Below are 20555 nucleotides of genomic sequence, written 5' to 3' on the forward strand. Positions count from 1 at the left end.
AGCATTAAAAATAATGGGCGGCGACGCGTGCGCCGCCGCTTATGATCAACGCAAGCGTTTATGCAGGGTGTAGCCAATGGCCAGAGCACCCACCAGCAGTATGGCGATGAAGGCACCGACGCCGTTCCAACCGTATTGGTGCCAGAACACACCACCTAGCGTACCGGCAATGCTGGACCCCAGATAGTAGCTGAACAGATACAGCGATGAGGCCTGGCCTCTGGCGCGGCGCGCGCGCGGGCCAATCCAACTGCTGGCCACAGAGTGCGCGGCGAAAAAGCCTGCGGAGAACAGCAGCATACCCGGAAAAATCACCCACAGCGGCGAGAACAGCGTCAGCAGCAGGCCGAGCAGCATCACGCCGGTAAAGAAGATCATCACCGGGCCACGCCCGTAGCGGCTGGTCATGACGCCGGCTTTCGGCGAGCTCCAGGTGCCGGTCAGATAGGCGACGGAAAGCAGACCTACCACCGCCTGATTCAGCGACCACGGCGACAGCATCAGACGGTAGCCAATATAGTTGAACAGGGTGACAAACGACCCCATCAGCAGGAACCCTTCGACAAACAGCAGCGGTAAGCCGCGATCGCGCCAGTGCAGGTGAAGGTTAATCAGCAGCGACTTTGGCTTCAGTGAGCTGGGGCGGAAGTGGCGTGACTCCGGCAAAATACGCCAGAACATAATGGCGGCGGCCAGCGCAAAGGCGCTGATCACCGCCAGCGCGAGGCGCCAGCCGAAGAAATCGGTCAGTACGCCGGTAAGCAGACGGCCGCTCATCCCGCCAATGGAATTGCCGCTGATATACAGCCCCATGGAAAAGGCCACGAAGCTGGGGTGGATCTCTTCGCTCAGGTAGGTCATGCCAACGGCAGCCACGCCGCTCAGCGACAGGCCGATCAGCGCACGCATGATCAGAATACCGTGCCAGCTGGTCATGACGGTCGACAGCAGCGAGCAGCAGGAGGCCAGCAGCAGGGCGGTCACCATGACCTTCTTGCGCCCGATGGCATCGGAAAGCGGGCCGGTAAACAGCAGACCAACGGCCAGCATCGCCGTTGAAATAGAGAGTGAAATACTGGTTCCGGCGGGGCTGATGCCGAATTCATGCGACAGCACCGGCAGAATGGGCTGCACGCAGTACAGCAGGGCGAACGTCGCAAGACCCGCGGAAAACAGGGCGAGCGTGACGCGGATAAACGGCGGCGTACCGCGGCGGATAAAAACATGGGTGGAGGTTGGGCTAGCATCGCGGACATCAATAACGGGCGTATGGTCTGCGGTAGTTGTGCGGCTCACGGGAAGATCCTTGGCTAAAAACAACGAGTAATGGCGACATAGGTCACATAATCAGAGTAGGAAAATGTAAATATTCTGTCTAATATATTAATAATCTCAATTGATATGTATTAAATATGAATATCGAGCTGCGTCATTTACGTTATTTTATCGCTGTCGCAGAAGAGCTGCATTTTGGCCGCGCCGCCGCCCGCCTGAACATCTCGCAGCCCCCGCTGAGCCAGCAGATCCAGATCCTGGAACAGCAGGTGGGCGCCCGTTTATTTGCCCGCACTAACCGCAGCGTTAGCCTGACGGAAGCCGGGCGTCAGTTTCTGGCCGACAGCCGCCAGATCCTATTACAGGTCAACGAAGCCGCCGCGCGCGCAAGCCGCCTGCACCATGGTGAAACCGGCGAGCTGCACATCGGCTTTACCTCCTCTGCGCCATTTATCAAGGCCGTTTCCGATACGCTGTCGGCCTTTCGACAGCGCTACCCGGACGTGCACATTCAGACTCGCGAAACCAATACGCGCGAACAGATTGCGCCGTTAACTGAAGGGACGCTTGAGCTGGGTCTGATGCGTAATACGCAGCTGCCGGACACGCTCGACTGGCAGATTATCCTGCGCGAGCCGCTGCTGGCGATGATCCACCGTGACCACCCGCTGGCTCAGCGACCCTCGGTCAGCCTGGTTGAGCTGGGCAAAGAACCGTTCGTTTTTTTTGACCCTCACGTTGGGACCGGTCTGTATGACGATATTCTCGGCTTGATGCGTCGCTACGGCGTGACGCCGGCGATCGCTCAGGAGGTTGGGGAAGCGATGACCATTATCGGCCTCGTGGCGTCAGGACTTGGCGTTTCCATCCTGCCGGCCTCGTTTAGCCGCGTGCAGCTGAATGAAATGCGCTGGGTACCCATTACTGAGGTGGATGCGGTATCGGAAATGTGGCTGGTGTGGTCAAAACATCATGAGCTTAGCCAGGCGGCGGAACGTTTTAAACAGCAGCTGATAAATGCAGCAAAGCTGAGCGTTGAGCGATAAAAAGCGTGAAAAATTGTGCGGTAAATCACAAGGCTAAGTAAATATTTGACGACAGCCATTGAAGTCATTCACCATAGCCCAAAGTTTATTTCGAAGCGCGAAAATAAGGGAGTTAACGGTGGTAGCGGATAGTCAGCCAGGCCATATCGATCAAATCAAGCAGACCAACGCGGGGGCGGTCTATCGCCTCATTGATCAGCTCGGCCCGGTGTCACGCATTGACCTTTCCCGACTTGCGCAACTGGCCCCCGCCAGTATTACCAAGATTGTACGCGAACTGCTGGAAGCTCACCTGGTACAGGAAACCGAAATTCAGGAAGCGGGTAGCCGCGGCCGCCCGGCGGTTGGGCTGATGGTAGAAACTGAAGCCTGGCACTATCTGTCCGTGCGCATTAGCCGTGGTGATATCCATCTGGCGCTGCGCGACTTGAGCAGTAAACTGGTGGTGGAAGAGTTGCTCGAGCTGGCGCTGGAGGACGAAACGCCTTTCCTTAACCGCGTACTGAGCCATATCGATCAATTTTTTATCCGCCATCAGAAGCTGCTTGAACGGTTAACCGCGATTGCGATTACGCTGCCGGGTATTATCGATACCGAAAACGGCATTATTCACCGCATGCCATTTTACGATGTGAAGGATATACCGTTGGGTGAAACGCTGGAAGCGCACACCGGCGTGCCGGTGTACATTCAGCACGACATCAGCGCCTGGACCATGGCTGAAGCGCTGTTCGGCGCTTCGCGCGGCGCGCGCGATGTCATTCAGGTGGTCATCGATCACAACGTAGGTGCCGGTGTCATTACCGATGGGCGTTTGCTGCATGCAGGCAGCAGCAGCCTGGTGGAAATCGGCCATACCCAGGTTGATCCGTATGGTAAGCGTTGCTACTGCGGCAACCACGGCTGTCTGGAAACCATTGCCAGCGTGGAAAGCGTGCTGGAGCTGACCCAGGTGCGAATGCAGCAGTCGATGAGCTCGATGCTGCATCAACAGCCGCTGACCGTCGACTGGCTGTGCCAGGCGGCAAAGCAGGGCGATTTGCTCGCCAAAGATATCATCAGCAGTATTGGTACCAACGTCGGGCGCATACTGGCAATCATGGTGAATCTGTTTAATCCGCAAAAAATTCTTATCGGTTCGCCGTTCAACCAGGCGGCCGACATTCTCTTCCCCGCCATTGGCGACTGCATCCGCCAGCAGTCGTTGCCAGCCTACAGCCAGCATATTTCCGTGGAGCAAACGCAGTTCTCCAACCGAGGCACCATGGCCGGTGCCGCGCTGGTCAAAGATGCGCTGTATAACGGAACGCTGCTGATCAGACTGTTACAGGGTTAACATTTTTTCGCGGTTTTGCAAAAAATTGCGCTACCTCAATCCGACCCCCTGGCGCATCACGTAAACTTTCACCCCGTTGAATTATTCATTGTCTTGATATTTTATCGGCATACCTGTGGGGTTCGTGAGTGATGCTAAATCGTTTCTTTATTACTGGAACTGATACTTCTGTCGGTAAGACGGTGGTTTCTCGTGCGCTATTACAGGCGCTCGCCGCCAGCGGGAAACGTGTGGCAGGTTATAAGCCGGTAGCCAAAGGCAGCAAAGAAACCGCCGAGGGGCTGCGTAACAAAGATGCGCTGGTGTTGCAAAGCGTTTCGTCGTTGGCGCTGCCCTATGAAGCGATTAATCCTATCGCACTGAGCGAAGAAGAAAGCAGCGTGGCGCACAGTTGCCCAATCAACTACACGCTGCTGTCCGACGGCCTGGCCAATCTCAGCGGCATGGTGGACAACGTGGTGGTTGAAGGTACGGGCGGCTGGCGTAGCCTGATGAACGATCTGCGTCCGCTGTCTGAATGGGTCGTGCAGGAGCAACTGCCGGTGCTGATGGTGGTGGGGATCCAGGAAGGGTGCATCAATCATGCGCTGCTGACGGCGCAGGCCATCGCTAATGACGGCCTGCCGCTGATCGGATGGGTTGCCAACCGTATCAACCCTGGGCTGGCGCACTACGCGGAAATTATCGATGTGTTGAGCAAGAAACTGCCGGCGCCGCTCATTGGCGAATTGCCGTATCTGCCGCGCCCGGAACAGCGTGAACTCAGCCAGTACGTTGATTTAGCGATGCTCCGGAACGTGCTGACGGTAGATAGAATTCTGGCGTAAGGTACGCGACAGCACCGACGCCAGCTCGCAGGCCATCAGCAAACCGGGCAGCAGCGTATACTGCCCGGTCATTTCACAAATCATCAGCGCTGACATAATCGGCGCATGCGTGGTCGCCGCCAGCAGCGCGGCCATCCCGGTCATCGCCAGCAGTATCGGCAGGCTCTCGTTTCCCGGGGATCCGGCGCTGCATGCCTGAGCAAACAAAATCCCGATAGCCAGTCCGACAAAGAGCGTGGGCGTAAATACCCCGCCGGGCGCGCCGGAGCCGCTGCTGGCGAGAATGGCGAGCAGTTTACACACGAAGATCCCCGTCATGATGGCCAGGGTCGGTGGCGTGAGCAGAAAACCCTGTACCACGCTGTAGCCATTGCCCCAGACGGCGGGGGTCAGTAGCGACAGCAGACCGACGATAAGCCCACCGAGCGCCAGTTGCCACGGTGGCGACAGCTTCAGCGCCACAAAACCGCGGTGAGTGGTATCCATTAGCCACATTAATAGCGGCCCGGCAAGGCCGCAGATCAACCCGGCGGCAAGCATCAGTCCATAGTCAACGGCAGTGAGAGCAGGCAGCGCGTCGACCTGATAAAGCGGCCTGGCGTCGCCATTGAGTAGCTGACTGGCGAGCAGGGCAACCACGGCCGCAATCACGACCGGCCCCAGAGAGGCGAGCATCAGCGTGCCGAACAGAATCTCGGCAATAAACAGACTCCCGGCCAACGGCGCATGGTAGGCACTGGCCATCCCGGCGGCCGCACCACAGGCAATCCATAGTTTCCATTCGGCTTTTGGCGTAAAGCGCTGGGCAAAAAACGATGCCGCCAGCGCGGCCAGCAGTATCATTGCCCCTTCGCGGCCGATTGCGCTACCGCTAGCAACCACCAATAGCGAGGCAGTGGATTTGATCAGGCTGGAGCTGGCGTCAAATCGGCCCTCATCGCTCTCCAGTGCTTCCATATAGTCGGTGGGCGCATGGGGCCGCTGACGCGTATAGCGCTGCCAGCCCCACAGCAGCGTACCGGCGGCCAGACCGCCCAGCGCCGGGGTAATCAGGCGTCGCCAGCCGCTTAGCCCTTCGGCGGCGTTCACCAGGCTGCCGCTGTCGTTACTTAAAAACAGCCATTCCAACAGCAGCATGGCATGGCGAAACGCCGAGACCGCCAGGGCCGCCAGAACGCCAATGATGCAAGCGAGCAGAAGGCGGCGAAACATCGCATTGATGTCGGGATAATGATGAAGACGCTGCATGAGGCTGAAACGCTTAACGATAGAGCTTTTTATCAGCGACGGGGATCAGCAGCTGCGACTGCCACTGCGTAAGAGTATGCTGCGCGAGATGCCCCAGCGCGGTGAAGAAGGGGTGATTGGCTTTCTCGACAAACTCCTTGAGGAAGCGCGGAGCCCACGGCAGCAGATGCCAGGCAAGCAGCTGCTCGCAGGCTTCTGGTCGGTCATTTTCAACCAGCCATGCCGCCAGCATCAGCAGGGTACCAAAGTGATCTTCCGGCTCGTTTTGTTCAACGTCGAACGCGATCGCGTTTTCACGCATCCACTGGCGTAGCGCCAGCGTGGAATCGCCAAACAGCACGTTTTCCCGGTCTAGCCAGACGGAGCCCCACGGCGGCGACGGTAACGCCGATGGGCCGATAAACAGCCGCTGCCAGGCCTCGGCCAGCGATTCATCGCTGTGGGCGGCAAATGCGGTGGACAGCGCATCGGCGTTTTCGAGCGGATACGGCCATTGCCCGGCCCACTCGCCGTCGCGTAAGGCGGCGACCAGCGGCTCAGCGAGTGCGCTATCCGGCGCGAAATAGAACAGTGCTCCCAGTACGCGAGCAGAGAAAGCTAAATCGTCGTTGTGCTGAACGTCATTCATTACTGCAAATTCCTTAAAAGGGCGCGGGAGAGGTCCCGCGCCGAGAGTTTATCCGGCAATCGCCATGCCGACGGTCATATGCAGGCCGTAGAACAGCCCACGGCCGATCAGTTCACCCACGATCAGCAGCAGCAGCCCGAGCGCCAGGCCGACGGCCCGAGGCGGTACACGGCGCAGCAGCGGGCATAACCAGCAGCCCAGACCCGCCGCCAGCAGCACGAAGCGCACGACCTGCCAGAGTCCCCAGTCGGGGAGCAACGCATTGGCCTGCTGTACTGAACTGTGAATAAACCCCAGATCGTTGGTCTGCATTACCACAATGGCCAGGCTCGCCAGAAAGGCCAGCGTGCTTAAACCGGCAAAGAACTTGCCGTTAAAAGGCACCTTCGAGAGCTTAAGCAGCAGGGCAGCAAACAGCGGGCCGGTTAGCATGACGGTTAAGAAGAACGTGGCCGTCGTATAGCCATTATACCAGGTTGGCACCGTATCTATCTGATAAACGCGCGTCATTGCCCAGACAAATATCAGCCCCAGCGCCATGGCGATCACCAGCCAGATACGGCCCAGGGTTTCCGGTATTTTGCCCAGTACGGAAAACAGCCACCAGAAGCCGCCGACGGCGAAGAAAAGCGAGCCGCTGGCGATTTCATTGCTGAGCGCGGAGGCGCCGATGCGGTTGAGCGAATTGAACGCCCGCAGCGGCGAACCAAGGTGCAAAACCGAGGCAAAAAAGGCAATGCCCATTATCACCCACAGGAAGAACATATTGCGTACGATGCGTCGCCGATCGTCGGTTTCACTGTGTGCCGCTAGCCAGCCCATCCCGCTCACGATGATGGCGCCCGCCACGCATTGCCCCAGTACCGTAAACAGCACCAGTGGCCATTCATGCCATCCGTTGCCCATCTTACACCTCCTTCGGGTTGGCCAGGTAGCCAGTGGTATCGCCGCACGGACGTGCATTGGCGTTAGGTTTAATCACAATGCTCGGCTTGGTAAAGTGCGCCGACGGCAGCGGCGCAACGGCTGCCAACTGCCCGTGCTTCTGGCGAAGCGCTTCAATCGGCCCGAAGTCCAGCGCGCGCAGCGGGCAGGACTCGACGCAGATCGGTTTTTTGCCTTCCGCCACGCGTTCGTGGCAGCCGTCGCACTTGGTCATGTGGCCTTTTGCCGCATTGTACTGTGGGGCACCGTACGGGCAGGCCATATGGCAGTAGCGACAGCCGATGCAGACGTCTTCGTCGACGACCACAAAGCCATCTTCTCGTTTATGCATCGCGCCGCTCGGGCATACTTTAGTACAGGCCGGATCTTCACAGTGGTTACAGGCGATGGACAGGTAGTAGGCAAAAACGTTCTGATGCCAGACGCCGTTATCTTCCTGCCAGTCGCCGCCGGCGTATTCATAAATACGGCGGAAGCTGACGTCCGGGGTTAAGTCTTTGTAATCTTTACACGCCAGCTCGCAGGTTTTACAACCGGTACAGCGGGCGGAGTCGATGAAAAATCCGTATTGCGTGCTCATTGACTAATCCTTATACCTTCTCGATCTCAACCAGGTTGGTATGCTGCGGGTTGCCTTTCGCCAGCGGCGAAGGGCGGTGGGTGGTCAGCGTGTTGATACAGGAACCGTGGTCAATGCGATCGCCATCCATCTTCGCGTCGTGCCATGCGCCCTGGCCCATGGCCGACACGCCGGGCATGATGCGCGGCGTCACTTTTGCTGCAATGCGCACTTCACCACGTTCGTTGAATACGCGAACCATATCGCCGTTCTGAATCCCGCGTTTTTGCGCGTCTATCGGGTTGAGCCAAATTTCCTGGCGACAGGCGGCTTTAAGACATCCACGTTGCCGTAGCTGGAGTGGGTGCGGGCCTTAAAGTGGAAACCAAACAGCTGCAACGGGAATTTGTCGCGCAGCGGATCGTCCCAGCCTTCAAAGGTGGAGGCGTACACCGGCAGCGGGCTGATAGTTTCATCTTTTTCCAACTGCCATTTCGCGGCAATATCGGCCAGACGGCTGGAGTAAATTTCAATTTTTCCCGATGGAGTTTTCAGGGGATTCGCCTGCGGGTCTTGACGGAAATCGCGATAGGCCACGAAGTGGCCGTTGGGATCTTTGCGTTTATAGATGCCCATTTTTTTCAGCTCATCGTAACCCGGTAGCGCCGCGTCTTTTGCGCGCATTTTGGCATACAGATATTGCAGCCACTGTTCCTGAGTGCGACCTTCGGTAAACTTCTGGTGCACCTCGTCGCCCAAGCGTTTAGCCACTTCGCTAAGGATCCAGTAAATTGGCTTACGTTCGAACTTCGGCGCGGTGGCGGGCTGGATGAAAATCAGGTAGCCCATGTTGCCCGCGTAGTCGTTTGGAATGATGTCTTCTTGCTCGACGGTCATCAGATCCGGCAGCAAAATGTCGGCGTATTTTGCCGACGCGGTCATAAAGTTCTCAATCACCACGATCATTTCGCATTTACTTTCGTCCTGCAGAATTTCGTGGGTTTTGTTGATGTCCGAATGCTGGTTAATGATGGTGTTGCCCGCATAGTTCCAGAAGAACTTGATGGGAACATCCAGCTTCTCTTTACCGCGTACGCCGTCGCGGGTGGCGGTCATTTCTGCTCCGCGGTCGATGGCATCGGTCCATGTAAAACAGGAAATCGCGGTTTTCACCGGGTTTTCCAGCACAGGGAAGCGCTCGATGGTAATGGTGTAGGTCGATTCACGCGCGCCGCTGTTGCCGCCGTTAATTCCGACGTTACCGGTCAGAATGGGCAGCATAGCAATCGCACGGGCGGCAAGTTCGCCGTTGGCCTGACGCTGCGGGCCCCAGCCCTGACAAATGTACGCCGGTTTCGCGCTGCCTATTTCACGCGCCAGTTTAATAATACGGTCGGCCGGAATCCCGGTGATGCCCGATGCCCACTGTGGCGTTTTCGCGATACCGTCGTCGCCCTGGCCGAGAATATAGGCTTTGTAGTGTCCGTTGGCCGGTGCGCCTTCCGGCAGCGTTTTTTCGTCGTAACCGACGCAGTATTTGTCGAGGAACGGCTGATCGACGAGGTTTTCGTCAATCAATACCCATGCAATACCGGCAACCAATGCGGCATCGGTGCCGGGGCGGATAGGGATCCATTCATCTTCGCGCCCGGCGGCCGTGTCGGTATAGCGTGGATCGATAACGATCATGCGCGCATTTGAGCGTTCCCGCGCCTGTTCAAGATAATACGTAATGCCGCCGCCGCTCATGCGCGTTTCCGCCGGATTGTTGCCGAACATCACCACCAGCTTGCTGTTTTCGATATCAGAGGTGCTGTTGCCGTCATTGCTGCCGTAGGTATACGGCATGGCGCAGGCGATTTGCGCGGTACTGTAGGTTCCGTACTGGTTGAGCGAGCCGCCGTAGCAATTCATCAGACGCATGACGGCCGAACCGGACGGTGAAGAGCGGGTAATGTTGCCGCCGACGATGCCGGAAGAGTAGTTAATGTAAACCGCTTCATTGCCGTAATCTTTCACCACGCGCTTCAGGTTGTCGGCAATGGTGTCCAGCGCTTCCTGCCAGCTGATACGCGCAAATTTACCTTCGCCGCGCTTGCCGACACGTTTCATCGGGTAGTTGAGGCGATCGGGATGGTTGATTCGCCGACGAATGGAGCGACCGCGCAGACAGGCGCGCACCTGGTGATCGCCATAGCGATCTTCGCCGGTGTTGTCGGTTTCAACCCAGTAGACTTCGTTATCTTTCACGTGCAGCCGCAGCGCACAGCGGCTGCCGCAGTTAACGGAGCAAGCGCCCCAGACCACTTTATCGTCTTTACCGCGCGCCTGCTGCACGGCCGCTGCCGTTGCTCGCTGGGAGAAAGGCAGCGATAGACCACCGGCGGCGAGGGCCAGCGAACCAATCGCTGACGATTTAATGAGGGTGCGTCGACTTAGCCCCCCGGGCTTTTCCTGATCGGACATTGCTCACTCCATTATTATTTAATGATTACATCGTGCAATTAGAAACACGCTAATGGAGCGTCATCCTACCCGCTAAGTGGTATACAAGTATTAACCGTGGTCAAAACTCAACGGAACGGCGTAAAGGAATTGCGTAACGATATTTGCCAGTATTCGAGGGGCTATGCATAATTGTTTCACAACAAAAAAAGCGCATTTCGGGCCCTCCGGCAATGCGAAACTCTGATGCTGATGGAACCTCCCCTATGCACGATATTGCTACCCACGTTATCCCGATGCCCGCGATTGAGACGGTCACCGTTCCGCATAAGGGGCTGAATTTTTTGCGCCCCGAAATTTTGCTCGATTTCATTAGCGTCACCGATAAACCGGTGATCGCGGTGACGCCGCTGGCGGTGCTTTATTCGACGGTTGGCGTGCTGCAAACGACGGCGTTGCGCAAGATCCCGGTGCTGGTTTCCGGTCGGGTGGTGTATCCCATCACCTCGCAGTCGCTGCCCTGTTTGCATTCGCGCCTGACTATCAATACGACTACGCAGAAGCTGCGTTTTCAGGGAGATCTCGACGCGCTGTCTGACGATCATTCACTGCGTGATGCCGTGCTGATTGGCGTAGCGCTTGAGTTTACCGTTGAGCAGGGCGGATAAAGCGAGCCGCCTCCGGGCGAAGGCGGCAGGGGGTTACTGAGCGTTATCGGTGCGGGTGTAGAGAATTTTGAAGGTGTCGTTGGCGCAGTGGCCTACCACCTGTGCCCCCGGCTGGTCGGCCTGGTCATTGGGGACGATATCGAGACTGAACGCGTCTTGTGCTACGCCGTTTTGCTCAATTTTCTGCTGAATGTCACTACGAACGCGCTCGCAGGACTCCGGTACTGCCGCGAGCGCGGGCATCGCGCCTGCTAACAGAAGTGCCAGTAACCAGCGTGAAGATCTCATGGTCGGCTCCTTTATCTTTAGACTCGCAAAAAGTATAGCAGTGCTAGTGTAAACAATTGTATTTCCTAATATGATTGAGAAAACTCCCGAAACAGGATGGCGGTGTGAAGAAATTATTATTACTGGCGTCAGCGCTGACCCTGCTCAGCGGTTGCGATAAACCCGGCGCTCCCGCGGCATTCACGCCGGAAATGGCCAGTTTTTCTAACGAATTTGATTTTGATCCGCTGCGCGGGCCGGTGAAGGATTTCAGCCAGACGCTGCTCAACGAGAAGGGCGAAGTGTCGAAACGCGTTAGCGCACAGCTTTCGCGTGAGGGGTGCTTCGATATGCTGGAGTTTCACAATATTGAGGATGACACCGGCGCGCTGCTGGTGCTGGACGCGAACTATTATCTCGACGGCGTCACGCGCGAAAAACGCGTGCGTTTGCAGGGCAAATGTCAGCTGGCCGAGTTTCCGTCGGCGGGCGTTTCGTGGGAAACGGACGATAACGGTTTTGTGGTGAAAGCACAGGGCAAAGAGAGTGAGGTCGACTATCGCTATGATGCGGAAGGCTACCCGCTGGGGAAAACGTCAACGACGAAGAATAAAACGCTGTCGATTGTGGCCACCCCGTCACAGGACAGTCGTAAGAAGCTTGACTATACCTCGGTCAGCCTGCTGGACAAACAGCCGGTCGGCAACGTGATCCAGCGTTGCGATTACGATGGCCATGACAACCCGGTGAGCTGTGATTTAACGATCGTTGATGAGAGCGTCAAACCTGCGACGACCCAGCGCTATACGATCAAAAATACGATTGAATACTACTAGCCGCCGTGAAAGGAAAAAGACGCCCACGGCGTAATGCTGAATACGTAGGCCGGATAAGCAAAGCGCCATCCGGCATACTGCACGCTGATTGCCGGATGGCAGCGCAAACGCCTTATCCGGCCTACCGTTCCTGCCCCTGCTCCTGACTTCTGAAGTCAACGCCTTAACTGGCAAGCATTACTGCCACGGCGCTTTTTTATGGATGCAGGGTGCGGCCCGTTGAGCGATCAAGGCAGCGTAGGGTGTTGGGTTCCCAGTAGGCATTGACGTTCGGGCTTTGCAGGCATTTATCGCGAGCGTCAAACGCCACGTCGGCTTTGTCCCACTCTTTTTCCGCGCGTTTGTTCACTTTCTGGCGCAGCTGGCGCGTATCGTTCCACTGCTCCTTGTCCATCGCTGCATTCTGACGGCTCTGTGCGCTATCGCCGGATTCAATAATCAGTTTGCTGGTTTCAGCCGATGCGCAAGCGGTGTACACGACGGCACCCAGCGTCAGCATTGCCGTCAGGCACAGGCGTTTGCTAAGTGTAATTTTCATTTTGGGTTCCTTTAACGTGATAAAAACGATGGCTCCTGTTGAGCAGTCTACTACATCTCTTCTGGCTGGCATACCCGCGAAAATCATGTGGTCGATTCGTCATGATTTATCCGTATGATGGCGCCATTCTTAGTTTATCGATCCGTCATGATGCTCAAAACTTCGCTGCTTTTTTTTGCTACCGCGCTGTGTGAAATTATCGGCTGCTACCTGCCATGGCTTTGGCTTAAGCGTGGCGCTACGCCGTTACTGCTGCTGCCTGCCGCGCTGTCGCTTGCGCTGTTCGTCTGGCTGTTGACGCTGCATCCGGCGGCCAGTGGGCGCGTCTACGCCGCCTACGGTGGGGTGTATATCTTCACCGCACTCTTGTGGCTGCGGGTCGTGGAAGGGGAAAAACTGACCCTGTACGATTGGCTTGGCGCGGCGGTTGCGCTGTGCGGCATGCTGATCATCGTTGCCGGCTGGGGCAGAGCGTAGTGCTATCGTCGCGCGTGACCATCAGTTTTCGACATAACGGGTGTGACTTGTCATGCCTTCTTCAGCACGCATTCCCCTTTTTTTTGTGATCCTTCTCGGTAATTTTTGATCTCTATACTTGTATGGTAGTAGTTCAGGGCGTAAATTTTTCGCACTAACCGATGAGATGTAAGGATTGAAGATGAAAATTGTGGGTGCTGAGGTTTTTGTAACCTGTCCGGGTCGTAACTTTGTCACGCTGAAAATTACTACCGACAGCGGATTAATTGGCTACGGCGATGCGACGCTGAATGGCCGCGAGCTGTCCGTGGCATCTTATTTAAAAGATCACCTTTGCCCGCAGCTGGTGGGGCGCGACGCGCACCGCATCGAAGATATCTGGCAGTTCTTTTATAAAGGCGCGTACTGGCGTCGTGGCCCGGTGACCATGTCGGCTATCTCCGCCGTGGATATGGCGCTGTGGGATATTAAAGCCAAAGCGGCCGGTATGCCGCTGTATCAACTGCTGGGCGGGGCGTCACGCGAAGGGGTCATGGTTTACTGTCACACCACCGGCCACACGATTGATGAAGTGCTGGAAGATTATGCACGTCATAAAGAGATGGGCTTCAAGGCCATACGCGTTCAGTGCGGCGTACCGGGCATGAAAACCACCTACGGGATGGCAAAAGGAAAAGGGCAGGCATACGAACCGGCGACCAAGGGTCTGTGGCCGGAGGAACAGCTGTGGTCAACGGAAAAATACCTCGACTTTACGCCGAAGCTGTTTGATGCCGTTCGTAACCAGTTTGGCTTTAACGAACATCTGCTGCATGACATGCACCACCGCCTGACGCCAATTGAGGCCGCACGCTTTGGTAAGAGCGTTGAAGATTACCGTCTGTTCTGGATGGAAGACCCAACGCCAGCGGAGAACCAGGAGTGCTTCCGTCTGATTCGCCAGCACACCGTGACGCCGATTGCGGTAGGTGAAGTCTTTAATAGCATCTGGGATTGCAAGCAGCTGATCGAAGAGCAGCTTATCGACTACATCCGCACCACGATTACCCACGCGGGAGGCATCACCGGTATGCGCCGCATCGCCGATTTTGCCTCGCTTTACCAGGTGCGTACCGGCTCACACGGCCCGTCCGATCTTTCTCCGGTGTGTATGGCCGCGGCGCTGCACTTCGATCTGTGGGTACCCAACTTTGGCGTGCAGGAATATATGGGCTACTCCGAGCAGATGCTGGAAGTCTTCCCGCACAGTTGGACCTTCGATAACGGCTATATGCACCCAGGTGATAAACCCGGTTTAGGCATCGAGTTTGATGAAAAACTGGCGGCAAAATATCCGTATGACCCTGCATATTTACCGGTAGCTCGTCTTGAAGACGGCACGCTTTGGAACTGGTAATCCCCCGTAATCAGTAAAGTAAGCTTTATCTTAACAAGAGAATAAACATGGACTTCATTAACGATCGTTTCATGATCGATAGTGAAGTCGGTGTTCGGTTATATAAAGACGTTGCTGCAAAATTACCGATCATCGACTATCACTGTCACCTTGATGCAAAAGAAATCTACGAAAATAAAAATTTCGAAAATATCACCCAGCTGTGGTTGGCTGGTGACCACTATAAATGGCGAGCGATGCGCGCAAATGGAATTGCCGAGAAGTATATAACCGGTGATGCCACGCCGGAGGAAAAAATTAAGGCCTATGCGGAAACCGTCGAAGCCGCTTTTGGTAATCCGTTATATCACTGGACGCATTTAGAGTTAAGTCAGTATTTTTCCTGTAATGAAATGCTGTCTAGTGATAACTGGCAGGAAATTATGCAGCATTGTAATAGTTTAATTTCCGGCGATGATTTTAAACCACGTAATTTAATTTCTCGCTCCAACGTTGAAGTTATTTGCACCACCGATGCGCCGCTGGATACGCTGGAATATCATCGACGGCTACAGCAGGACCCGAGTTTCACGACCAGGGTACTGCCTACGTTCCGCCCGGATGATATTTTTACCGAAGATTCCCAGGCATTTTGCCGCTTTATTGACAAGCTCGCGCTGGCTACCGGACAGTCGATTCGCTCCTTTAACGATTTTGCCATTGCGATGGCGCAGCGTATTGAGGTGTTTCACGAAGTGGGCTGTCGCATCTCCGACCACGGGCCGGTCAGCATTGCGTATCTTGCTGCCGATGCGGAAACGATTAATACGCTTTTTAGCCAGAAATGCCGCGGTATGCTGCTAAGCGAGCGGGAAACCGTACAACTCAATAGCGCTATGCTGGTGATGCTGGCGAAAGAGTATAAACAGCGCGGCTGGGCGATGCAGCTGCATTTTGGCGCTATTCGCAACAATAACGGCAAAATGCATGCGCAGCTTGGCATTAACACCGGGTTTGATTCCATTGCCGACCAGCATCATCTGGCCTCGGGTCTCAATCGCCTGCTGGATGCGATGGCGCAGAATAGCGGTCTGCCGAAGACCATAATTTATAATCTGAACGCCAGTTATAACGATATTGTTGCGACAACTATCGCTAATTTCCAGTCGGCGGATGACGGTGTCAAATCTCCGATGCAGTTTGGTTCCGGCTGGTGGTTTAACGATACACGCCGGGGAATGGAAAACCAGCTGAATAGCCTGGCCGATCAGGGTTTATTAATGCACTTCGTTGGCATGTTGACGGATTCACGTAGCCTGGTGTCTTATCCTCGTCACGATTATTTCCGGCGTATTCTTTGTAATTTAATAGGTAGTTGGGTTGACCGTGGTGAAATTCCTGATGATGAGAGGATATTAACGCGGATGGTTAAGAATATTTGTCACGATAATGCAGTGAACTATTTTAGATTCTAACGTCCTTCCTTACATGAGGGTAGAACATGTCTCGTACTAATAGAAAAATAACAATTCCAGTCAGCATTGGTTATGGCTTAACAGATATTATGGGGGGCGGTGCGTTTACCGTTATTGGCGCCTGGCTTTTATTCTTTTATACCACCTTTGTCGGTTTGTCGCCGGTTGAAGCCGCTTCAATTGTAGCGATTGCTCGTATCGTTGATGCTATCGTCAGCCTGTTTATGGGCAGTTTCACCGACCATTTCTATAAAAACCGCTTAGGCAAACGCTTTGGCCGCCGCCGTTTCTTCTTACTGATCGGCGCACCGCTGATGCTGGTGTACATTCTGCTGTGGATTACCGGGATGAGCTTCTGGTTCTACCTCGCCGTGTATCTTGCCTTTGAAATTATTGCGGCAATGGTGCTGATCCCGTGGGAGACGCTGCCGTCGGAGATGACCAAAGATTTTAACTCGCGTACTAAGCTCTCGACCTGCCGGATGTTCCTGTCGGCTTCCGGTACTTTCCTGGCGACCTTTATTCCTGGCCTGCTGATTAGCCACTTTGGCGAGCACGATCCAAACGCTTATTTTATTAATGGCGTTGTATTTGCAGTGCTGTTTATGTTCTGCGTCTTCATCTCCTGGAAAGTCACCTGGGAGCGTGAACTCACGCCGGAAATGCTGGCCGAGCTGGAAAAAGATTATCAGCCGACCACCTTTGCAGCGAAAGTAGCCGCCACGGGCAAACTGTTCAAAGAGTATTACTCGACGCTGAAAGTTCGCGCTTTCCGTAAACATCTGGCTATCTATTTGTTCTCCTTTACGGCAAAAGATGTCTATAACACGGTCTTTGTTTTCTTCTGTGTATATTGCCTGAACGTGTCGCCATCGCTGTCCGGCACGCTGCTGTCGATGAGTATCGTCGGCCTGCCGGTCACGCTGCTGGCGGGGGTGGCAATCATTAAGTTCGGGCCGTCACGACTGTACGTTTTTGCCTATACCCTGATGATGCTATGCCTGGCCGGGCTGTTTATGGTTTACCAGTTCCCGACTGACAATAAGGTGACGATTCTGGTCGTACTGGCCGCGCTGTATCAGGTTGGCCGCTGCGTGCTGGAATTTACGCCGTGGAACGTGTTCCCGTTTATCCCGGATATTGATGAAATGATCACCCGTCAGCGCCGTGAAGGGCTGTTCGCTGCGGTCATGACGTTCTCGCGTAAAACGACCGTTGCGATTGCGACGTTCATCGTCGGCGTGATGCTGCAGGAAGGGGGCTTCGTCAAGGGCAGCCAGGTGCAGCCGGAGAGTGCGGTCAATACCATTGCCATGCTGCTGTTTATCGGTACCGCCGGTTTGCTGGTCATCGCATTGTGGCAGGCGGTGACGTTCCGCCTGAATAAACGCACGCATAAGATTTTCGTTGATGAAGTTGAACGTCTGAAGGCGAATGGGGCAAAACAAGATGTGACGCCGGAAACGCGGCATATTGTGGAAGACCTGACCGGCTATTCCTATGACGACCTTTGGAATGTGCCGCAGAAAACCGACAGCACATACCGCCGCCCAGCGCGCGTAAACTAACCGCCCGCCGTGACAGCATCAGCAACGGCCGCTGACTTTTGCTGATGCTGTCACACAGCTTGAAAATCATGTCATACCAATCGCCAATAAATTAATGCAAATCAAAATCTCGCTTGATGAACTCGTTAATCTAGTATGGCAATCAACATTCTCTACAGTGAGTAAAAAAGATGCAGAATATGCTATTAACCGCGAAGGCGACTCTCCCGACCTACGATCGCAGCAAACTGGTGCCACGTATTGTGCACCTGGGCTTCGGCGCATTCCACCGCGCACATCAGGCTGTTTATGCCGATATCCTTGCCGCTGAGCACGGCAGCGATTGGGGGTATACCGAAGTTAACCTGATCGGCGGTGAGCAGCAGATTGCCGACCTGAATCATCAGGACAATTTATACACCGTGGCGGAAATGTCCGCGGATGCATGGACTGCCCGCGTGGTGGGCGTGGTCAAAGAAGCGCTGCACGCCCAGGTTGATGGTCTGGAAACCGTGCTGGCAAAAATGTGTGAACCGCAGGTGGCGATTGTCTCCCTGACGATCACTGAGAAAGGCTACTGCCACTCTCCGGCCACCGGCCAACTGATGCTCGATCATCCGCTTATCGCGGCTGACCTGCAAAACCCGCATCAGCCTAAATCAGCGCCGGGCGTGGTGGTTGAAGCGCTGGCACGTCGTAAAGCGGCGGGTCTGCCGGCGTTCAGCGTTATGTCTTGCGACAATATGCCGGAAAACGGTCACGTGATGCGCAACGTCGTGTGCGCGTATGCGCGCGCCGTGGATGCGGGTCTGGCCGATTGGATCGAGTCCCATGTGACGTTCCCGTCCACAATGGTTGACCGTATCGTACCGGCCGTGACGCCGGAAACGTTGGATAAAATTGAACAGCTGACTGGCGTACGCGATCCGGCGGGTGTGGCCTGTGAGCCGTTCCGTCAGTGGGTTATCGAAGATAACTTTGTCGCGGGCCGCCCGGCTTGGGAAAAAGCGGGCGCTGAGCTGGTCAGCGACGTGATCCCGTTTGAAGAGATGAAGCTGCGTATGCTTAACGGCAGCCACTCGTTCCTGGCTTATCTGGGCTACCTGGCGGGCTATCAGCACATTAACGACTGCATGGGCGATGAAAATTATCGCCGCGCTGCGCACGATCTGATGCTGAAAGAGCAGGCTCCGACCCTGAAAGTGCAGAACGTTGACCTGGCGCGCTATGCCGACCTGCTTATCGCTCGTTACACCAACCCTGCGCTGCGTCATCGCACCTGGCAGATTGCCATGGACGGTAGCCAGAAGCTGCCTCAGCGTATGCTGGACTCCGTACGCTGGCACCTGGCGGATAACAGCAGCTTTGCGCTGCTGGCGCTGGGCGTGGCTGGCTGGATGCGTTATGTGGGTGGAGTAGATGAACAGGGTAACGCCATTGAAGTCTGCGATCCGCTGCTGCCGGTCATTCAGGCGGCGGTCCAGCAGAGCGAAGAGGGCGAATCCCGCGTGAAAGCACTGCTGGCTATCGAAGCCATCTTCGGTCACGATCTGCCGCAGGAAGGCAAATTCGTGGATCTGGTGACCCAGGCCTACCTGTCGCTGGTGAGCAAAGGCGCGAAGGCGACCGTCGCCGAGTTTGCTGCGCGTTAATGACACCCTATAATGCCGCCAGCCCTGGCGGCATTTTCTTGCCTGTTTTTCCTCCGCATTACACTTCTTTAAGTTAATTCATCTCGCTTGAAATAATGGACGATTATTTTCATGCTGAAACTATCATTTTGGTGAATTAATGCTATGTAGAAAGTCCTGCTTGTGTCATGGTTATAGCGAAACAAAAATGGATTCTCTGAAATAAGGAGCTCGGGCTATGTACAAAAAAATTCTCATGCCTGTAGATATTTTCGAAATGGATTTGAGCGACAAAGCAATTCGACATGCCGCGTATCTGGCGGGGGAGTTTGGTGAAATTACGTTATTAAACGTATTGCCGAACAGTAACCGTTCAATATTACGCGGATTCGCGTCAGATATTAAAAAATTTGAAGATTTCATGCAGATGGAATCGGCAAAGAAGATGAAGAGCCTGCAGCGGCTGTTTGATATTCCAGAGTCGCGACTGCACACCGAAGTTCGCTTTGGTAATATTCGCGATGAAGTGATCGCGTTAAGCAAAACCGGCGAGTACGACGCGATTGTCATTGGCTCGCGCCAGCGCGGCATGACCACCCATCTGCTGGGGTCTAACGCAGAATCAATTTTGCGTTACGCAAATATACCGACGATGGTTATTCGATAAAAAAAAGGCCTTCAGCAATGAAGGCCTTTTTTATTACTCTTCGCTAAACCAGTCGCGATTTTCCTGACGAATTAACAGCACCGACTCGCTAATTTCCTGAAGATGCAGAGTCATGGCTTTCTCAACCGCATCGGCATCCCGCTGTTCCAGCGCGCTGAAAATTTCGTGATGCTGGCGCAGCAGCATTTCGGGTGATGAAATATGATCGAGGCTCATATAACGGACCCGGTCAATCGCCGCTTTGATATTTTCAATCGTGTCCCAGGCGAGCTGGCAATCGGCAATATTCGACAGCAGCTGGTGGAATTCATCGTCGAGCAGGAAGAAATCATTGAGCTGCTGGCGCTCAATCGCCATTCGCTGCTGATGCAGATTTTGCTCGAGCTGATAGGTTTGCGCATCGTTAATCATGGTTGCTGCACGGCGCGCGACCGCACACTCAATCGCCTGGCGCACGAAGCAGCCGTTACGAACCTGAGAAAGCGAAATTTTATTCACGTAACTGCCGCGTTGCGGACGAATCTGGATAAGTCCGTTTTCAGCCAGCTTAATAAAGGCCTCGCGCACCGGCTGACGCGAAACGTCAAAGCGCAGAGATACCTCTTTCTCCGACAACGGGGTGCCTGGCGGAATGAGGCAGTGCACAATATCGCGACGCAGAATGCGATAAATCTGTTGGTTGACGGGCTGTGTTGGGTTCAGTTGGGTTTCGGCGGCCATTGAGTCGTTCTTATCAGCTGATTAAGCAGCTATTTTACGCTCTTT

19 protein-coding genes and 1 pseudogene are annotated in these 20555 nt (G+C 55.0%); 11 read left to right on the forward strand and 9 right to left on the reverse strand.

The genetic code is table 11. The features are described 5' to 3' along the window. Positions 1-45 precede the first annotated feature (45 nt). Positions 46-1296, reverse strand: coding sequence for an MFS transporter (locus H7R58_RS11135; protein WP_106929070.1), 1251 nt, complete (start codon positions 1294-1296; stop codon positions 46-48). Between the two features lie 116 nt (positions 1297-1412). Between H7R58_RS11135 and H7R58_RS11140 the strand changes: the two genes are divergently transcribed. The 3 genes from H7R58_RS11140 to bioD all read left to right on the forward strand — a co-directional run bounded on the left by H7R58_RS11140 (position 1413) and on the right by bioD (position 4484). Beyond that, positions 1413-2321, forward strand: a complete 909-nt coding sequence (locus tag H7R58_RS11140; protein WP_106929068.1) for a LysR family transcriptional regulator — start codon at positions 1413-1415, stop codon at positions 2319-2321. Positions 2322-2439: 118 nt separating this feature from the next. After that, the gene (mlc, locus tag H7R58_RS11145) at positions 2440-3657 is read left to right on the forward strand and encodes a sugar metabolism global transcriptional regulator Mlc (RefSeq protein ID WP_182934728.1); all 1218 of its coding nucleotides are present in this window, start codon (positions 2440-2442) and stop codon (positions 3655-3657) included. A gap of 131 nt (positions 3658-3788) precedes the next feature. Then, a complete protein-coding gene (bioD, locus tag H7R58_RS11150; protein ID WP_106929064.1) occupies positions 3789-4484 on the forward strand; it encodes a dethiobiotin synthase in 696 nt (231 codons plus the stop codon). Here the strand turns inward: bioD and clcB are convergent. The 5 genes and pseudogenes from clcB to ynfE form a co-directional block, all read right to left on the reverse strand. Continuing rightward, positions 4437-5732 (reverse strand): voltage-gated ClC-type chloride channel ClcB, encoded by a 1296-nt coding sequence (clcB, locus tag H7R58_RS11155; protein ID WP_182934729.1) that lies wholly within the window; start codon positions 5730-5732, stop codon positions 4437-4439. The two genes, bioD and clcB, sit on opposite strands and share 48 nt — an antisense overlap. Positions 5733-5745: 13 nt before the next feature. Then, positions 5746-6360: a Tat proofreading chaperone DmsD gene (dmsD, locus tag H7R58_RS11160; protein WP_182928946.1), complete on the reverse strand. Its 615-nt coding sequence runs from the start codon at positions 6358-6360 to the stop codon at positions 5746-5748. Positions 6361-6408: 48 nt separating this feature from the next. Next, a complete protein-coding gene (locus H7R58_RS11165) occupies positions 6409-7266 on the reverse strand; it encodes a DmsC/YnfH family molybdoenzyme membrane anchor subunit (protein ID WP_182928945.1) in 858 nt (285 codons plus the stop codon). 1 nt (position 7267) lies between these two features. Then, on the reverse strand, positions 7268-7885 hold the full coding sequence (locus H7R58_RS11170; protein ID WP_182928944.1) for a DMSO/selenate family reductase complex B subunit: 618 nt from the start codon (positions 7883-7885) through the stop codon (positions 7268-7270). A 10-nt stretch (positions 7886-7895) separates the two neighbouring features. Further along, positions 7896-10330 (reverse strand): annotated as a pseudogene (gene ynfE, locus H7R58_RS11175) (selenate/tellurate reductase subunit YnfE). A gap of 245 nt (positions 10331-10575) precedes the next feature. Here ynfE and H7R58_RS11180 point away from each other — a divergent pair. Further along, a complete protein-coding gene (locus tag H7R58_RS11180) occupies positions 10576-10977 on the forward strand; it encodes a dTDP-glucose pyrophosphorylase (RefSeq protein ID WP_106930582.1) in 402 nt (133 codons plus the stop codon). Between the two features lie 33 nt (positions 10978-11010). Here the strand turns inward: H7R58_RS11180 and H7R58_RS11185 are convergent, their stop codons facing one another. Beyond that, positions 11011-11265 (reverse strand): DUF1161 domain-containing protein, encoded by a 255-nt coding sequence (locus tag H7R58_RS11185; RefSeq protein WP_106930584.1) that lies wholly within the window; start codon positions 11263-11265, stop codon positions 11011-11013. Between the two features lie 104 nt (positions 11266-11369). Between H7R58_RS11185 and H7R58_RS11190 the strand changes: the two genes are divergently transcribed. Continuing rightward, positions 11370-12080, forward strand: a complete 711-nt coding sequence (locus H7R58_RS11190) for a YnfC family lipoprotein (RefSeq protein WP_106930586.1) — start codon at positions 11370-11372, stop codon at positions 12078-12080. A gap of 196 nt (positions 12081-12276) precedes the next feature. Here H7R58_RS11190 and H7R58_RS11195 read toward each other — a convergent pair whose 3' ends face one another. Further along, complete coding sequence (locus tag H7R58_RS11195) at positions 12277-12618, reverse strand: DUF1283 family protein (RefSeq protein ID WP_106930588.1); 342 nt, start codon at positions 12616-12618, stop codon at positions 12277-12279. A 150-nt stretch (positions 12619-12768) separates the two neighbouring features. On the opposite strand from H7R58_RS11195, the gene H7R58_RS11200 reads away from it, so the two are divergent. The 6 genes from H7R58_RS11200 to H7R58_RS11225 all read left to right on the forward strand — a co-directional run bounded on the left by H7R58_RS11200 (position 12769) and on the right by H7R58_RS11225 (position 19790). Beyond that, positions 12769-13095: a YnfA family protein gene (locus H7R58_RS11200; protein ID WP_106930666.1), complete on the forward strand. Its 327-nt coding sequence runs from the start codon at positions 12769-12771 to the stop codon at positions 13093-13095. A gap of 181 nt (positions 13096-13276) precedes the next feature. Beyond that, complete coding sequence (gene manD / locus H7R58_RS11205; RefSeq protein ID WP_106930590.1) at positions 13277-14491, forward strand: D-mannonate dehydratase ManD; 1215 nt, start codon at positions 13277-13279, stop codon at positions 14489-14491. A gap of 47 nt (positions 14492-14538) precedes the next feature. Then, a complete protein-coding gene (gene uxaC / locus H7R58_RS11210; RefSeq protein ID WP_182928942.1) occupies positions 14539-15945 on the forward strand; it encodes a glucuronate isomerase in 1407 nt (468 codons plus the stop codon). Between the two features lie 26 nt (positions 15946-15971). Next, on the forward strand, positions 15972-17513 hold the full coding sequence (locus H7R58_RS11215; RefSeq protein ID WP_182928941.1) for an MFS transporter: 1542 nt from the start codon (positions 15972-15974) through the stop codon (positions 17511-17513). A 170-nt stretch (positions 17514-17683) separates the two neighbouring features. Then, complete coding sequence (locus tag H7R58_RS11220; protein WP_106930596.1) at positions 17684-19144, forward strand: mannitol dehydrogenase family protein; 1461 nt, start codon at positions 17684-17686, stop codon at positions 19142-19144. A 217-nt stretch (positions 19145-19361) separates the two neighbouring features. After that, positions 19362-19790: a universal stress protein gene (locus H7R58_RS11225; protein WP_106930598.1), complete on the forward strand. Its 429-nt coding sequence runs from the start codon at positions 19362-19364 to the stop codon at positions 19788-19790. A 33-nt stretch (positions 19791-19823) separates the two neighbouring features. On the opposite strand, the gene H7R58_RS11230 is transcribed toward H7R58_RS11225, so the two are convergent. Next, on the reverse strand, positions 19824-20510 hold the full coding sequence (locus H7R58_RS11230; protein WP_106930600.1) for a GntR family transcriptional regulator: 687 nt from the start codon (positions 20508-20510) through the stop codon (positions 19824-19826). Positions 20511-20555 lie beyond the last annotated feature (45 nt).

It is taken from the genome of Klebsiella sp. WP4-W18-ESBL-05, from assembly GCF_014169075.1.
GTDB classification, from domain to species: Bacteria; Pseudomonadota; Gammaproteobacteria; order Enterobacterales; family Enterobacteriaceae; genus Kluyvera; species Kluyvera ascorbata_B.